The following is a 16391-nucleotide window of genomic DNA, read 5'->3' on the forward strand; positions in this document are numbered from 1 at the left end:
CACCGAACCCCCTCCCAGAGCTGCCGGGCTGGGCGCTCACACTACTCAAGTTGAACTCGTGGAGTCCGATGATCTGGTCACGTTGCGATCTACGCCAAGGGCGGTGGCGAGAAGACAGCAGTCGATGAGCTGAGGCCATACTGTAACTTCTTCAAGTTCCGCCTGACTACACGGATGAAGTGGATCAGGTCGGCCAAGTCGCGTTCGGGTAGCGACCGGACGCCCTCAGCAGGGTCAGCTCAGCGCGCAGAGCAGCCGCATCCCGCCGCGTCGCCGAGAAGTTCGCGTACGAGTCCCACGGCGCGCGGCGTCGCCGTTGATCAGCGCCTCGTCGAATAACGCTGCTGCTTGAAGTGAACGGAGCCAGGCGGCGCTTGCGCCGCCGGACCCCCACCTGACTCGATCCCGGCACGCCACTGGTGTCCGGCGCGCCAACTGCCGTGCTTGCCCTGGCTCCGGTCGGCTGGTACTACAGCCGTAGATCGTGATCTTCAGCTCTGATTCGCGGCTTGTCTCCGGTAATGGCCGGTGCGGGCTCGGGCCTGGTGACGGCGTCGCCAGGCTGACCAGCTGAGCCGGTGGGCCACGTCGTGCATATGGTGGGCGGCGAGCATCGTGAACAGGCGCTGGATCTCGTTGCAGGTGAGCGGGATCAGCCCGTCCGGGGCGGGATGGCGAGTGTGTTCGTCGGCGCGCACGACGGCGAGGAAGGCTTGGGCGAGCATGGCCAGGGTGACCCAGCGAGACCACGAGGTGAAGCGGCGGAGTTGGTGCTCATCCAGTCCGGCCAAGCCCTTTCCTGACTGGAAGGTCTCTTCCACCCGCCATCTTGATCCGGCGACGCGCACCAGGGTGGCCAGGGGCACGGGGGGGCGGGCGAGAAACAGCGGTAGTAGGCGAGTTCACCAGTGGTGCGGTTGCGACGGATCAGCAGCCGGTGGCTGCCGGGCCGCGCTTCGGCCAGGTCGATGACGGCCCAGTCGTAGAAGCGGTGGCCTTTAGCGCCGGCTCCTGCCGACAGCTTCTGCCAGGCCCGTTTCGGTACCTTCGCGCCCAGGACGTCCGCGCGGAACCTCCCGGCACCGGTGGTGACTTCAGCGGAGCAGGCGACAACGAGCACGTAGCCGACCTTGCGCTCTTCCAGCGCGGACCGCAGCTTCGGGTTGCCGCCGTAGGCCTCGTCGCCTGCGACCCAGCCCACGCGGTGCCCAGCATCCAGGAACCGGCCGATCATGCGGGCAGCCAGTTCCGGCTTGGTCGCGAAGACGGTGTCCTCGCTCAGGCCCGCGGCCCGGCAGCGGTCCGGATCCGCAGTCCACGAGCGTGGGATGTACAGCTCACGGTCCACCGCGGCGTGCCCGCACCCTCCCGCGTAGACAAGGCAGACGGCAACCTGCACGTTCTCGATCCTCCCGGCGGTTCCGGTGTACTGGCGCTGGACCCCGACAGTGTGCGTGCCCTTCTTCACGTCCCCGGTCTCGTCGACCACCAGCACCGCATCCTCGTCGTGCAGCTGCTCCAGCACGTACTCACGCACGTCATCACGCACGCGGCCAGCATCCCACCGGGCCCGGCCGAGCAGGTGCTGCATGCCCTCCGGACTCGCCTCCCCGGCCCACTCGGCGATCGACCAGCAGTTCTTACGTGGCAGGTCCGACAGCAGCCCCAGCACCAAGTCCCTCACCCGGCGCCGGGGCTCAACCCGCACGAACCGGCCCGCTATCCGGCCCATCAGCGCCTCGAACGCCTCCTGCCAGCGGGCAAGGTCTACGGCTGGAGTGCTAGGAGCGCGTCCGGCACAGTTCTTGACCCACAAGTGCGGTCATGGCCTGCTGGGTGTCCTGGCTTCCGTCACTGGTGACGTACACCACGGCGGTCCGGGCCCCGTCTCGGGTGACGCCGCCCCAGGTGACATAGCCGAGGAGTTCGCCCCGATGGCCGAAGTAGCTGCCGCCACAGGGCAACGGGATCTCGGCAAGACCGAGTCCGTACCTCACGCCCAGCTCGGGCGCGAGCATGGTGGTCGTCATCTCGTCGAGCTGCGCCGGAGCCAGCAGACGACCGCCGAGCAGCGCGGCGTAGAACTGGTTCAGATCATGCGCGGTGCTGATGATCGAGCCGGAGCCGACGGCCATACTCGAATTGAGCTCCGTGACGTCGATGCCGGCGTCGGTGCCGAACGCCGCGTAGCCCTGAGCGTGCGGGCCCAGGATGGACGGGAAGACGCCGGGCGTACTGGTGTCCCTCAGGTCCAGGGGGCGGATGATCCGGTCCTTCACCTCCCGTGCCCAACTCCGGCCGGTGACCTTGCGGATGATCATCGCGCCGAGAATGTAGTTGGTGTTGGAGTACGACCAGCCAGCGCCCGGGGAGAACTTGGGAGGGTGCCGCATCGCCAGACCCACCAGCTCTTCGGGGGTGTACGTGCGGAACCGCTCGGCCCGATAGCCGTCCGCGCTTTGCAACGCGGATATCTCCGGCCCGACATCAGGGATGCCGCTGGTGTGCTGCAGCAGCTGCCGCACGGTGATCTGGCTGCCGTCGTTGCCGTTACCCCGGACCACTCCCGGCAGCCACTGCTCGACGGTGTCCTCCAAGGACATTCGCCCCTCGCCGACGAGTTGCAGCACAACCGCGGCGGTGAAGGTCTTGGTGGCACTGCCGATCCGGAACCTGCCGTCCCGCGGCATCGGTGTCCTTGTGTTCATCGCGGCCGTCCCGGCGTACGCGCTGTCGCGTGCGTCCGGTGACGTCACCTCGGCGTGCACACCGACGGCCCCGGTGGCGTGGATCGCCTCCACCTGCCGTTGGAGCGGATCGGCCGACCGCGGCTTCGCCGCCGCCGTGGACGCGGTCGATGAGGCGAGGACGGCTGTAGCCAGGCTGGTCAGGACGAGCAGGCCTCGCCGACGCCTTCTTAACCCATGCATGACAACCCCTTCTCTGTTCAGGTTGCGCGCGCGTTCAGGGACCGCGCAGGCTGTGGCCCGCGACTGTGTTGCCCCCGGAGCCGGCGGTCGGCGACCATCCCACCAGCGGAGGAGGGATCGCCCCATCCGGCTTTCCCGCTGACGTACCGATGCGCTGTCCTCAGGGCGGTGCCGGGGGTTACCCCCTATGGATGCCGAGGCTCCCCGGGTCGGCCCCGACCAGCAAGATCACGATCTACGGCTGGAGTACTAGGCGTAGTCGAGCTGGATCAGAGTGCATACAGTGGAGGCGATTTCATCCGCGGTGCGCTGGTCCTGGCGGTCCATGGAATGCAAGTAGCTGATGATCGCCATAATTCCTTCAGCCTGCGAACGAGCGTCGTGGCGCGATGGCAGAATCCCCTCCTCTCTGGCCGCTGCGATGATTCCACGCATGCGGGTGAGAAGCACCTGCCTTTGTATCCCGGCTTGGCCTCCGGCTTCGGCATGGCTGGCATCGCAGAGCGCCCTGGAGTTGGCAAGGGTGTAGACCAGGACCGACAGTTGATGGCGTACGGAACCAAGTGCCTCGTCGAGCGAAATGGTGAATTCGATGGAAATTCGCTGGGCGATTTCTCCCATCATCTCGTGCTTCTTGAAGTACTGCGAGACGAGAGGCTGGGCTACGCCTTCGCGGTCGGCGATTTCCTTGGTCGTACCTGCTTCATATCCGCGTGCGAAGAAAACGCGGGCCGCTGTGTCGAGGATGCTTCGACGCCTCCCCTTCCATTCCCGTGCAGCTATCCCGGGATACCAACGGCGGGGGCTGTCAGGGCTCACAAGATCTGCGACAGTGGCGGCGACGTCCGTCGCTGTCTGCTGAACAGGGCGGTAGCGTTCTTCCACCCATTCCAGCAGTCCCGTCAGATCGTTCTGCACGTCATCGGGATTCTGGCTTTGCGGTGGATCCTGTTCGCCAGAGCGCAGCTGAGCTGAGTGCGCTGCTGCCGGGTAGTGGTCCGCCAGCCCTACCAGGCTACAGAATGCGGCGATCACCTGGTCGGGGCTGTAGTTGTACTGGTCTCGCTGGTACCACCAATGGGTCCAGCTCAGCATCCCGAGGATTCCCTCGGCGAGTAGGTAAGGGGAATGCTGCGGAGGAAGCACTCCTTGATCTTGTGCCGATTCCACCACGCCTACGACGCGGGCTACATAGGCGCGCTCGCGGGCGCGGGCTGCCTCAGCGTCGTCAGAGGGAATAGATCTGAACTCCTTCCAGTAGACTGCGAATGGACGTTGGTTGACATCCATGGAGCGGATGAATGACTGGATGATCGCGGCGAGTTGGAGCCCTGGGGGGTCGAAGGTGTCCTCTTGCTGCTTGGTCTCGCTGTGTCGGACGAGGGGGTGCGTGATGCTCTCGGCAGGCTGTCGTTCCGCTATACCGCAGCCGATGAGGTCGCGGAATGCGGCGGCGACTTGCTGTGGGGTGTGGAGGCCCGGCCGGTACCACCAGTGGCTCCACGAGAGCATGCCCAAGATTCCCTCAGTGAGGAGAGCCGGGTCGTGATCTGGAGGGAGGATCCCCTGCTGCTGGGCTGTGGCGACCACGCGGCTTACCCGCGCAACGTAGTTCTTTTCAAGTGCTTGCGCCTGCTCGGCCTCCGCTTCCGGGATCGATCGGAATTCCTTCCAGTAGACCGCGAAGGGTTTCCGGTTGATCTCCATGGACTCCATGAAGGAACGCATGATGCGTGCCAGTTGCTCTTCGGGTGCGTAGTCACCTGCCAGCGCCTCTTCCAGCGACCTGGTGAAGTCGGAGGATACCTGTCGGGCGATTTCCCCCATCAGGGCGCCCTTCTTGAAGTAGTGGCTGACCAGACTCTGGCTGACGCCCGCAAGGTCCGCGATCTGCTTGGTGGTTCCCCGTTTGAACCCGTTGCGGAAGAAGACTTCAGCGGCGCAGTCGACCAGCTGCCGACGTATCCCTTCAAGGGAGTCAGGCTTAGCAGCTGACGTAGATGCAAACGAATCCGGCTGCATTTAGGCACCGCTTCCAGGGACGTGGCCGCTTGAGTGGGCGCGGGCTCGTCGGACCGGCAAGCGGCCGGTCGGAGGAGACGACTGTAGCTGTGGCATCGGTGAGTCCGTGGGGGGCGTCGGCTGGTTCACGTCGCTTGGATTTCGCACAGTGCTCTCAGCGTGCGTTCGCCTGCAGGATCCTCGTCAGTGGAACACGGCAGAACCACTACCTCCATGTCCGGGCAGGTCACTGCATAGGTCTGGAGCTTGTCCCGGACGGCCTGCTGGTCGCCGAATATGCCGATGCGTTCCACCAGTTCGAGTGGTACTGCGTCATGCACCGCATTGAAGCCCGGACGGCTTTGTGCGAACTCGACGAGATCGCCGAACCCCTCGCGGCGGAACATTTGTGCGTACCCCGGAGCCGCCAGGTACCCGGCCACCAAGCGGCGGACCTGCGCGACGGCCGCCCGCCCCGCCTGAGCAGGCACGTCAGGGCCTTCGGTGAGGGCTGCCGGAACCCAGACGGCACAGGAAGGCACCTTTGGACCCCGCACGGCCACAGCCTCCTGGCGCACACGCTCCACCAGGTCCGCGGCCGTCTCTGCGGTAATCAACGCGAAGACGACGCGGTCCGCGTGCGCGGCCGCGGACCGAAGGGTGCCGGGGCCGAAGGCGGCGACAGTCACAGGGAGCGGCGTGGTCCTGGCGGGTCGAGGCAGGCGCGGTCGATAGCCGCGGGTCCGGATGACCTCGCCCTCGAACGTCGCCGATCCCGATTCCTCGAACTCCCGCAGGACCTGCGCTGCCTCTCGCAGGGCGGTGGCAGCCTTGCGGTGCTCACGGCCGTGCCAGTGCGTGACCATCAGAGGGCTCCCCGCCCCGATCGCGATGCTCACGGGCCGTCCGCTTCCGAGGTGGGAGACGCTGCCTGCTGCTCTCACCAGCATCGCCGGATCCCGCACGGCGACCGGCACCGGACCCATCGTCAGGGGAATGCTGTCCGTGATCAGCACGATCGCGGTAGCGAGAGCGACGACATCCCAGGTCTCTCGCTCCCCAATCCAGAGGCGAGAGTACCGGAGCTGGTCCGCCACCCTGGCAGTCTCCAGGGCCTCCTCCGGCGGCCGGTCCGGCCAGAGCCCCAGCGCGACAGACAGGCGCGGCATCTGCCCGTCCCGTAACGGGGTGTCTGGACGTGGCCTGTCGGCCGAGCCGGTCGGGTCACTTGAGTGCGGCATGGCATTCCAGCGGTCGGTCGGTCAGAACAGGGTACGGATGGCGCCCGTTGGAATGACGGTATGCCCAGGAAGGATGGTACGACGGACGATACGTAGGGTCTGGTCGTCACCACGGCGGACCAGGTCCTCCCGGCGCGCCCACAGTGTGAAGTTCTCGTCATGGCGGGTGCAGTGGTAGGCCACTACTGAATGCACACGCAGATCCCGGGCGTGCTCGGTGTGTGCGACCTGGATGTTGGAGATGACACGCACGTGGTGCGGTGCGGGGTTGCCGGCCGGACTGCTGGGGTCCACCAGTGCCCTGGAATGCGCCACGAGCTCTTCCTTGGCGGTGAACTCCAGCAGGGCTGTGTCGCCGCGTTCGTAGGGAGGGAGGGGGTCCTGTCGGTACCGGGATTCGATGACGGGCATCCAGTAGTCAAAGTCAGGATCGTCTGCTGCGATGAGGCCAAGCCATTCGTCGAGGTCCTCGGCGTCCAGGAGCCGCGCCTCCTCATAGAGAAGGTCTTCAACCTCTGCCCGGAGTGCGAGGTTCGCAGGCCGGGGGTGGCGCTCGATTCTTCCGGCGGTCACTCTGCGTCTCCTGCGGCGTGGTCTCGTGCGTCCTTTGGTGGGGAGGGCGCCGTCATCAACTGCGAGTAGTGCTCCAGATAGCCCCGGGTGTTGGCGTCGCTGATCTGCCCCTCCGTGATCCGCAGACTTTCCGGGAATGCCGGGTGGGCGACTCGTTCGCGGCTGCCGAGTCCGCAGTAGAGCCGGTGCGAGCGAGTGGCCCTGCCTTGGTGCGAGCGAGTCACACCCTGAAAGAGGGAAACGTCGTCGGGCTCGAAAGCTCCGGTTGGACTGAAGGTCCGCTGGTTGCCCCTGCGCCACGCAGCCTTGACCTCTGGTGGGGCGTTGCGATTGACCAAAATGAACGTCTCGAGCATGGTGATCCCCGGCCCTCGTGGGTGCCACACCCTGAACGTGTTGATGCCCGGCGCGAAGGAGAAATTCGGGAAGATATTTGCGGAACTGATGGCAGCGACCATCTTGCTTCGTTCCGGCCCCAGCCGCTCTTCAAACTGCTTCTGATGTTCCTTCAGGTATTGCAACACAGCGGGTGAGTTCAGCGTGGCCGCGCCTCCGAGAGGGTATCTCTCCGACCACTCCCAGCCGTGCCCGTTGGCCATCGCCTGGTAGCTGGGGTTGTCCTGGCCTCCTAGCTGAGGGACCTGGCGGCGCATCATGGCTCGCGCTCCAGCTACGTGTGTGGGCTGGGCGTGCAAGGCATCACCTACGAAGTTGAGGGCGCCCTCTTTCCAGTTGCATTTGATGACGGATCGTACCGGCATGGGTATGAATTCTGTACCCCCGGGGTCATTGTCGAGGATTGCGTCCAGCAGGAAGGTGAAATCTCCCAGGTAGGACTTGAGTGGCGGAGCGGCAGGGTCGAGGGTCCCAAACACCAGCCCCTTATAGAAGTCGACTTGCGCGACTGGCACCAGGCCGAAGTTGGAGGGATCAAAGTCGGGGGAACAGTCGAAGGCGTGCCTTTCGTGTGTGCCGGTCAGTTCCCCCGCCAAGTTGAAGGACCAGCGGTGGTATGGGCATATGAAGCTCTTGGCCCGGCCGCGCTGGGGGCCCACCAGGAGGTTGCCCCGATGAGGGCAGGTGTTGAGGAACGCCCGGATCTGGTTGTCGTCGCCGCGGACGACCACAACGCTGTCTTGCCCCATGAGAGTCGTGCGAAATCTCCCGGGCTCAGGAACCTGCGACTCGTGAGCCAAGAAAAGCCAGCAGCGTGCGAAAATATTCTTCATTTCCCGCTCATAGATGCCGGGATGGTGGAATATGTTCCGGTCAAGCCGGCCGTTACTCAGCCCCTCCAATGCCAGGATCTCGTTGAGATCGCTCGCTTCACTCACAGTCTTCCCCTGTCCCTTCAGGATCGGCGTCCACGGCAGCCCGATCCCGGTGGCTCCAGTGCGTCGTCGGCTCATATCGCCTGTGATGGCGGCTGGGTGCGGGTTCGCACACCGTCGGATTCGCGCCAAAGAGCCAGTTCGTTCTGCCGTCGACTCGGCTGCCCCGTGGATCGATGGACAACTCGCCGCGGTGGTGTCTCCTTGTGACCAACAGCGGCTGTTGGTCGTCCCTGTTGTGTCGCCTTCATGGCGCCGATGGAAGGGGAGAGCAGGATCTGCTCCGCTTCGCCCGCGGAAGGGCAGGTACCGCGCTGGCCTGCCGCTTCATGCTTTCACCCTTCCGTCGACGTGCCCCGGCAGAGCACGATGGCCACCTGGGCACGACTCGGTCGCATGCGGGAGAGGCGAGGCTGGCCCGAGAATGTGACCTCCAGGGCCTCGCTGAGGTTGTTGGTCAATCAATAAGGGGATCCTAACCAGCCTCCCAAGCGCCGGGAAGGCCGTCGGCAGACCACTTGTGGCCAACGTGGCAACGTCCTGTCGTCGCTTGCACCACGGCTGGGTAGGGTGCTGATCATGACAAGCTCGCAGCGGCTGCCTCCGGCGATCTCAGTGCGGCGGGATTACGGACGAGACGACTGGACCATCGCCCACAGCTTCTGTGAGGCGGTGACCGCCGCACCTGGTCGCATCGCGCTACGCTGCGGCGACCGATCGCTGACCTACCTGGAATACGGCCGGTGTGTGGCAGGTCTGACCGCCCACCTGAGTCGACTCGAGGTAGCCGACAAGCGGGTGGCTATCGTCCTGCCGAACGGGCCCGAGATCGCCGTGGCCATCCTGGCGGCCTTCTTCGCTCGTGCTCAAGTCGCTCTCCTGAACTCTCGGTACCCCGAGGCAGAACTGAAACCGCTCCTGGACGATGCCGACCCGGCAGTGTTGATCACGGGCTCTGACACGACGAGTGCCTCCACCGCGGCCCGGAGACTCGGCATACCTGTACTCACGCTGGGCAGCGGAGACCTCAACCTCACCGCTTGGTCCGCGCAACCCGAGCTGCACGTCGACAAGCTGCCACGACCCAGGCCATCGGATTCCGCAACGCTGATGTACACCGGTGGCACAACCGGTAGGCCAAAGGGCATCGTGCACACGCACCGGACCCTGCTTCTCACCGTCGAGGCCATGGAGTACTGCTGGCCCACGGACCGCACCACCCCGGAGGTGTGGGCCGCGATCGCCCCCATGACCCACATCTGGGGGCTGCTGATGGGCGTGCTCAATCCCCTCTACGGCCAAGCCACCGTCGTGGCCTTCACCGGACCCTTCCAGCCCGACCAGGTGGTCGCGGCCCTGGAACGGCACAGGGTCACTGTGCTGGGAGGCGGGCCCGCAGCGATCTACAGCGCGCTCCTCGCCGTCGAGGGAATCGCGTCTGCCGACCTGTCCAGTCTTCGGGTGTGTCCGGGCGGCGGGTCCGCCTTCCCGCAGGAGCTTCACCGCGCCTGGGCGAAGACCGTCGGGGTTCAGATCCGCGAGGCCTACGGCATGACGGAGCTCGCGCCCATTACGTGCCCGGCCGGCAGTGCTCGCGAAGGCTCCGTGGGGCAGCCCGCCCCTCTGATCGAAATGCGGATCTGTGACACCAGCAGTCACCAGCCCCTCCCCGCGGATGAAGTCGGCGAGGTTCATGTGCGCGCTCCCCACATGCTGGTGGCTTATCACAACGGGGCCCCAGCGACCGCGCGCGCTGATGGATGGCTGGCCACTGGTGATCTCGGGCGCATGGACGACGAGGGCTACCTGTACATCGTCGGCCGTTCCAAAGACATGATCATTGTGGGTGGCTTCAACGTTTACCCGCGTGAGCTTGATGAAGTGCTCGCCGCTCACCCGCACGTGGAGTATGCCGTGACCGTGGGTGTGCCGGACCAGCGGAAAGGCGAACGGCCTGTCTCGTTCGTTGTGCCCGCTCCTGGGCGGGCCCTCGACGTCAGGGAACTGCACGCGCTCTGCGCGGACAAACTCGCCAGCTACAAGCTCCCCATAGAGATCATGGTCGTAGACTCCATTCCACTCACCGCGGCGAACAAGCCTGACTACCAGGCCTTGCGGGCACGTTGGGCGGCGGCTTCGCGCGCGGCCGCGCAGCCAGGCTCGAGGGACACCGGAAAGTGATGGAGGCACGACTCGGCCACGGCCGCCGGTCGAGTACATCCATCGCGGAGGAGGTGTTCGGCCACGCCTGCTCAGGTGCGATCCGGCATCGTGATCGGCAGGAAGGTGACTGACCGGTACCCGAGGTGCTCGAAGCGCTGCGGTTTGCTCACCACGACACGAACGAGCCACCTGTTGCGGGACTCCAGAAGAATCCGCTCCACAGATCCGCCCGATGGTCCATGTGCTGATTCCCGCCGCCGCTACCTGCCGCATGGGCAGAACGCGCACGTTCCGCGCCTCAGGCCTCCTCTGCATCATCTGGGTCTGCATTTCTCGCCTCGACATGGTATCGAAACTTGCGGAATTGCAACTTTGGAGCATGCGGACAACCCCCGTTGGTCCCCCGCTGGCGTGCAGGAGGGCACGTATGTCCTCCGAAGTCCAGACTGTTCAGCTGCGGCTCCGCCTACCTCTGCGTCTCAGGTGCAGTCTGGAAGGGCAGTTGCTCCCGGCCCGAATGGTCGATGCGCGAGTCCCAGCCGAGTCCCCCGCACCGCCCGGCGCCGCCAACTGCCGGGCGGCCGCCACGGGGTTGAAGAAACGTTCACCCCCGTGGCCAGGTGCCCAATGGCTCGGACGTGATGTGGCGGCGTGAGCGCATGCAGTATCGGTCACCGCTGCGCCGCGAGACGGAGGCAGCTCTGGTGAGCGACATCCACTCGCGGCGCATCGGGTTGAGTCGACACCGTACCCCCGTCACGGTGCGACACATGTCGAGCACGACAGTTCACCCCCTCACTCCCGTACTCGTCGCGTTGGCCCAGCGCGAGGGTCTCAGTCGCGAGCCCCTCGGGCCTTATTGGTCAACCAATAACCGAATGTAGCAGTAGCCTTCGATCCCGTAAACCTTGTGACACGCAGCGCATCGAGAGGAAAGAGTCCGATGAGGAGCGGATGTGCGTCGGCCCGAAGGCCAAGGTGATCCTGGGGAGCGCATGCGGTGTCCGTGACCAGGTACGGAAGGGGTGAGAGCCAGTTCAACTACCGTGTCTACGGTGCCCGGAAGAATCTGGCGCAAGCTGACCGTTCCAGCTGCCGAGCGGGCCCCGAACCTCCTCGACCGCGACTTCTTCACCAATGCTCTCAGCCGCTGCTGGGTCGTCGGCCTCATACACGTCGCCACCTGGAGCGGGGTCGTCACCGCCGAGTGGGTCGACTGGTACTGCCACGGTCGGCCCCCGCTCCCGCCACGCCTCGATCCGCTCCATGGAGCGGTACGCCAGCCCCGGCGTCGTCGCGGTCGCCCAGCGCATCGCCGAACGCGACCAGCCGCACGACGGCAGATGTAACGCCCGTGGTTCGACTACGCGCGTCCCCCAACAGCGCCCCCACCGTCGCTGCCGAGACCCCGCCTTTCAGTCCTTGAACGGGTGCAGATCAGCTACTGCGAGGGTTTGCTCCGCGCCATGCGCCTCGAAGGTGCACATGCGTTGGAAGCCGAGGCGGGTGGCGAGCTTGAGCGAACGCTCGATGGTCGTCCCGGGGCACCACCAGGACCGGCTGGTCGGGCAGTTCGCCGACGGCGGCGCGCGGTACAACCGCAGCAGCCTCGAACGCCAGACTCGCACCCCAACAGCCGTGCCGGAGCAGGTAGGTCAGCTCCAGCTCCGCGCCTTTCCTGGTGACGTGTCCGGGAAGGTCGACGGAACGTCGGTCGAGCATGGCTGTCCCGATGAACCGGTCGGTTGCCCTGTCGGCGATGACGCTGATGCCGTTCGCGTCGAAGTACTGCTCGACGACGCTACGGGGTCACGGGCCGCCGAGGTGGGCACGGACCTGTGAATCGGTCTGGAGCTCGATGAGGCCGTCGATGTCGGCGTCGTGCGCCTTTCGCAGCCGGAGACGATCCGTGGTGAACTCCGAGGCAGACAGTGCGGGCAGCGCGTTCATGAGATCCATCATGGTCCTGCGAGGTGAAGGCGCTGTCCAGGGTGGGGCCCGTGATCAGTGCTCGTTCACCCCTGCCCCGCGACGACCGCCGCACCGAGTTGCAAGGGTTCTGCGCAGCCACCGAGCCCGGGGGTCGCCGGCCGATGTGGGAATGCCGGACGGCGGTCGGCGGCGCACGCCGGGCCTTCGGCGCGAGGAGGCCGCGGTGCTGGCAGGGGTCGGAGTGTCCTGGTACACGTGGCTGGAGCAGGGGGGCGACATCAAGGTGTCCGAGCAGGTTCTCGACGCGATCGCCCGGGTGTTGCTGCTGGATGCCTGGTCCCCGCGTCCCGGCTCAATTCGTGACCGCCACTGGAATTTCACCGCCGTCAACGACGCGGCGCTGGTGCTTTGATGCCACGCTGCTTCCCCTGCTCGAGCACCCCGGGCATCACCTGGTCCTGCGCAACCCACGCCCCGGCCCAGAGACCCAGAAGCGGCTGGAGACCTTGATGCGGCAGCACAGCCTGGTGGTGCCACACCCAGGATAAGCGGGCACTGCCCGGTGCGCTGCGATGGCCCCAGGATCGATGGCATGAACGGCAACAACACGCAGATGACGGCAGTGACCATCCACGAGTTCGGCGAGGCCGACGTGCTCCACGTCGCCACCATGCCGATCCCCGAGCCTGGGCCGGGCCAGGTCGCCATCGACGTGGCGTACGCGGGCGCCAATTTCGCCGAAGTCCTCTACCGGCGCGGCGTGGTCGACGTGCCGCTCCCCTTCGTGCCCGGCATCGAAGTGGCAGGCCGGATCCGAGCCGTCGGCGAGGGCGTTGAGAGCCTGATCGTCGGCCAGCCGGTGGCCGCGCTCACGATCGTGGACAGCGGTGGCTACGCCGAGGTGGCGGTCACCTCCGCGGACCTTGTCACACCGCTGGACGGCCTCGGCATCGGGATGGGTGTCGCCGCGGCGCTGCCCTCCAACAGCACCACCGCGTTCCTTGTGCTCGACCGAGTGGCCCGGATCGAGCCTGGCGAGAGCGTCCTGGTCCACGCGGCGGCAGGCGGCGTGGGAAGCCAGCTCGGCCAGGTCGCCCACCTGCTGGGCGCGGGCCGTGTGGTCGGCACCGTGGGCAGCGAGGCCAAGATCGAGGCCGCCAAGCGCTTCGGCTACGACGAGGTGATCCTGCGCGAGCAGATCGCCGACGCCGGCGAGTTCGACATCGTGGTCGACATGGTCGGCGGCCCGACCCGCCGCGCCGGCCTGGACCGGCTGGCCCCCAGGGGACGCCTGGTGGTGATGGGCAACGCCTCAGGCGCCGACGACATCGGTATTCCGGCCAACGAACTGTGGTTCACCAACAAAACCGTCTCCGGCTTCAACCTGGCCGCCTACTCCGCCGCCTTCCCCCAGGAGACAGGCCAGGCGCTGCGCCGCGCGGTGGCGGCCGCGGCCACGGAGGATCTGCGGGTGCAGGTCGACACCCTGCCGCTGGAGCAGGCCGCCGATGCCCACCGGCGCATCGAGTCGGGCAGGTCCACGGGCAAGCTCGTACTCGAGGTCGCGGTGTTGTGACGTGGGGTCACACCAGCTGCCGCGTTGGGCGGTCTGGTTCTGGGGATACAGAGCCAGCTACGCCACCCGGGGCATTGATTCACAGTGCCCGCGACAAGTGCATCTCGTGCGGTAAGGAACACGTGCACGGCTGCGACGAGTGAGTGGGAGATGTACATGCCGAAGTACCTGGTGACGGCCAGTTACAGCATCGATGGCACCAAGGGGCTGCTCGCCGATGGAGGTACGGAACGCAGGGAGGCTATTAAGCGGGAGCTCCAGTCGTGTGGGGGGACGCTGGAATGGATGTACTTCGCCTTCGGAGAACACGATCTATACGTCGTCGTCGACATGCCCGATAACGTGTCGATGGCCGCTACCTCCATCGCGGCACGGGCAAGCGGCGCTGTGCACTCCAAGGCTGTACCGTTGCTCAGCCCCGAAGATCTCGATGCCGCGACGAAAATGCAGGTCGACTACAGGCCCCCCGGCGCCTCAACCTAAGGCGACGCAACTAGCCACTGAGGTTCTCGACCCAGGGTGACGGGGATCATCTCGCTGGTGGGTGAATCCCGGTGTCATGCGGTATCCCGATGTGGGCGGTCTGACCGCGAAGCAGCGGGCTCAGCGGGAGTGCGCTTCGAGGCTGCCGAGCTATTCGCGCAACGGGTGACGCCAGCTCAGGTCGCACGGCGACTACGGGCCTCCCGCATGTCCGCCTCTGCCTGGCGCGCCTGCTGGCGGGAGGCCGGCATGAAGGCGCTGCGGTCCAAGGGGCCGTCCGGGCGGCCATCCTGGATGAAGCCTGGATGGCGGGAGTGGCTGGCCGCCGAGCTGGAGAAGGGGCCAGCCTCGCATGGCTGGGTGGAGGATCAACGGTGGACGCTCGCCCGCATCGCCGCGGTGATCGCGCGGCGTTTCCACGTGCGGTTCAGCCCGGCGCAGGCATGGCACATCCTGCCCCAGATGGGCTGGAGCGTGCAGGCCCCGCAGCGCCGGGCGGCCGGACGCGATGAGGACGCGGTGGCCACGTGGATCAAAGAGACGTGGCCGCAGGTGGAAAGAGGGTGAGGGGCCAGGACGCATGGCTGTGCTTCGCGGACGAGTCGGGGCAAGTGCTGCGACCCCCGAAGGCACGGACCTGGTCCCTGCGCGGTCACACACCTGTGGTCACGGTCCGCGCCGCCGGCTCGGGACGTATCTCCCCGGCCGGTCTGGTCTGTCGCAAGGCCGGTCAGCGGACCCGGCTGATCTTTCGCATACTGGTGCACCACAGCCGCAAGGGCGATAGGAGGGCTTTCGGGAGAAGGACTTCGCTGCCTTGCTGGACGGGGCCCACCGGCAGCTCGGCGGCTCCGTCGTGCTGGTGTGCGACAACTACACCCATCACGTCGACGCTGTGATGCGTGAGCTGATCGCGGCGCGCAGCTGGCTGACGGTGTTCCACTTCCCCTCCTGCACACCGGACCTCAACCCGGCCGAGGGCGCGTGGGCGCACCTGAAGAACAGCCTGGGCAACCTGGCCCCGTGCAGCATCGATGAGCTCGCCGCACTGTCCCGCACTCGCCTGAAACGGATGCCGTACCCGCCAGGCCTGCTGATTCGGGCTCATCGCGGAGACCGAACTGGTGTCGGCCCCACCATGACGTCACCCCGAACCGAAAGCCTCCGTAGCTGGTGCAGTCACCCCGGCGGCCTCCCGCACACCGCCAGCGAGCACCGCGCACGTGAACGCGATCACAGGGGCCTTCCAGCCCCAGGAGGCGAACACAATCACTGGTACGACGAACATCGAATGGACGGCGGAGACAGCAAACGCCCCCCGCGCCCAACCTCCGCCGATCACCGGCCGACGTACGGTCGCCCAATGGCACCACCACAGTCCGGCAGCCACCGCCGCGATGCCGGCCATCACAACAGCGCCCAGCCGGGCCAGATCAGCATCGGTCACACTGTCAGGGTCCAGTGCAGTCGAGCCGGTCGTGTGCACGCTCAGTGCAACCGCAGTCCATCCGAGGGCCGCCGCACTCAGCAAGGAAGCCAGAACTGCTGCGCGCCGCCGGTCCCAACTCGTTCCAGAATGCATAGAGTTCGATTTCATGACTCATTCTAGCCACCGCTCGGAACAGGGACGCGATGGCGGTAGTCCTGACCCAACCCTGGATGGTTGCGGCGCTGCCAGGGCGCGACCCGGCCGCGTGAAGTCCTGTACACACGGTGGATGACCTGCTTGGACAGGTCCCCGACCTTCGGATAGGGCAGCACCTGCTCGTGGGCGCGACACCTTCCGAGCCTCTCAGGGGACACCGTCCCGGACAGTGTCCCCTGACAGTGGTGCCGACCACGGTCGAAGGACAAGGCTCCGCGCCTTGAAGTGTGACGAGGCCTGCGGTCAGCCTTGGCGTCGGCCGCACCGACCACACGTCAGTGACGGTGGTAAAGGGTCAGCACTTGACTTCGCCGTAACCGCTCAGCTGCCTGGGCCCACTGCCCCGCCGTCTACTTGCTGCGACTCCATCGCTCTTCCCGGTACCAGAACGGCAAGGGTGCTGCGCGCTTCACGCCGCAGCGTGCGGCGACGAGCAAAGGTCGCAGTAAGGGCGAGGATGGAGATCGTGCCCCCGTAGAACACAGCAACAATCGTGGAGAGGAGCCCGATCGTCAT

Annotated in this window: 12 protein-coding genes and 3 pseudogenes; 6 read left to right on the forward strand and 9 right to left on the reverse strand. The window is 66.2% G+C overall.

Features of this window, described 5'->3' with window-relative positions; all coding sequences use genetic code 11:
- Positions 1–491: 491 nt before the first annotated feature.
- The 6 genes and pseudogenes from JK363_RS30885 to JK363_RS30910 form a co-directional block, all read right to left on the reverse strand.
- A pseudogene (locus JK363_RS30885) lies at positions 492–1732 on the reverse strand (IS701 family transposase).
- Positions 1733–1781: 49 nt separating this feature from the next.
- Positions 1782–2930 (reverse strand): serine hydrolase domain-containing protein, encoded by a 1149-nt coding sequence (locus JK363_RS30890; protein WP_201880170.1) that lies wholly within the window; start codon positions 2928–2930, stop codon positions 1782–1784.
- 249 nt (positions 2931–3179) lie between these two features.
- Positions 3180–4952, reverse strand: a complete 1773-nt coding sequence (locus JK363_RS30895) for a TetR-type transcription factor C-terminal domain-containing protein (protein ID WP_201880172.1) — start codon at positions 4950–4952, stop codon at positions 3180–3182.
- Between the two features lie 125 nt (positions 4953–5077).
- The gene (locus JK363_RS30900) at positions 5078–6172 is read right to left on the reverse strand and encodes an LLM class F420-dependent oxidoreductase (RefSeq protein WP_307821930.1); all 1095 of its coding nucleotides are present in this window, start codon (positions 6170–6172) and stop codon (positions 5078–5080) included.
- 21 nt (positions 6173–6193) lie between these two features.
- Complete coding sequence (locus tag JK363_RS43925) at positions 6194–6745, reverse strand: aromatic-ring-hydroxylating dioxygenase subunit beta (RefSeq protein WP_201880176.1); 552 nt, start codon at positions 6743–6745, stop codon at positions 6194–6196.
- Positions 6742–8079, reverse strand: a complete 1338-nt coding sequence (locus JK363_RS30910; RefSeq protein WP_201880178.1) for an aromatic ring-hydroxylating oxygenase subunit alpha — start codon at positions 8077–8079, stop codon at positions 6742–6744. The genes JK363_RS43925 and JK363_RS30910 overlap by 4 nt, the downstream gene beginning before the upstream one ends.
- Before the next feature lie 576 nt (positions 8080–8655).
- Between JK363_RS30910 and JK363_RS30915 the strand changes: the two genes are divergently transcribed.
- Positions 8656–10257 (forward strand): class I adenylate-forming enzyme family protein, encoded by a 1602-nt coding sequence (locus JK363_RS30915; RefSeq protein ID WP_201880181.1) that lies wholly within the window; start codon positions 8656–8658, stop codon positions 10255–10257.
- A gap of 1497 nt (positions 10258–11754) precedes the next feature.
- Positions 11755–12081, forward strand: coding sequence for a hypothetical protein (locus tag JK363_RS30920; protein ID WP_201880184.1), 327 nt, complete (start codon positions 11755–11757; stop codon positions 12079–12081).
- Here JK363_RS30920 and JK363_RS30925 read toward each other — a convergent pair.
- Positions 12049–12189, reverse strand: coding sequence for a GNAT family N-acetyltransferase (locus tag JK363_RS30925; RefSeq protein ID WP_201880387.1), 141 nt, complete (start codon positions 12187–12189; stop codon positions 12049–12051). The genes JK363_RS30920 and JK363_RS30925 overlap by 33 nt on opposite strands.
- Before the next feature lie 10 nt (positions 12190–12199).
- On the opposite strand from JK363_RS30925, the pseudogene JK363_RS30930 reads away from it, so the two are divergent.
- The 4 genes and pseudogenes from JK363_RS30930 to JK363_RS45060 all read left to right on the forward strand — a co-directional run.
- Positions 12200–12571: pseudogene (locus JK363_RS30930) on the forward strand (helix-turn-helix domain-containing protein); the annotation flags it as partial.
- Between the two features lie 192 nt (positions 12572–12763).
- Positions 12764–13747: a quinone oxidoreductase family protein gene (locus tag JK363_RS30935; RefSeq protein ID WP_201880187.1), complete on the forward strand. Its 984-nt coding sequence runs from the start codon at positions 12764–12766 to the stop codon at positions 13745–13747.
- 156 nt (positions 13748–13903) lie between these two features.
- Positions 13904–14230: a GYD domain-containing protein gene (locus JK363_RS30940; protein ID WP_201880190.1), complete on the forward strand. Its 327-nt coding sequence runs from the start codon at positions 13904–13906 to the stop codon at positions 14228–14230.
- A 76-nt stretch (positions 14231–14306) separates the two neighbouring features.
- A pseudogene (locus JK363_RS45060) lies at positions 14307–15372 on the forward strand (IS630 family transposase).
- Positions 15373–15374: 2 nt separating this feature from the next.
- Here the strand turns inward: JK363_RS45060 and JK363_RS30955 are convergent.
- Entirely contained in the window at positions 15375–15827 is a 453-nt protein-coding gene (locus JK363_RS30955; RefSeq protein ID WP_201880193.1) for a hypothetical protein, read from the reverse strand.
- Positions 15828–16196: 369 nt separating this feature from the next.
- Positions 16197–16391 carry a hypothetical protein gene (locus JK363_RS30960; protein ID WP_201880195.1) on the reverse strand — a complete coding sequence of 65 codons (195 nt, stop codon included), beginning with the start codon at positions 16389–16391 and terminating at the stop codon, positions 16197–16199.

Source organism: Streptomyces coffeae, from assembly GCF_016741875.1.
Taxonomy (GTDB): domain Bacteria; phylum Actinomycetota; class Actinomycetes; order Streptomycetales; family Streptomycetaceae; genus Streptomyces; species Streptomyces coffeae.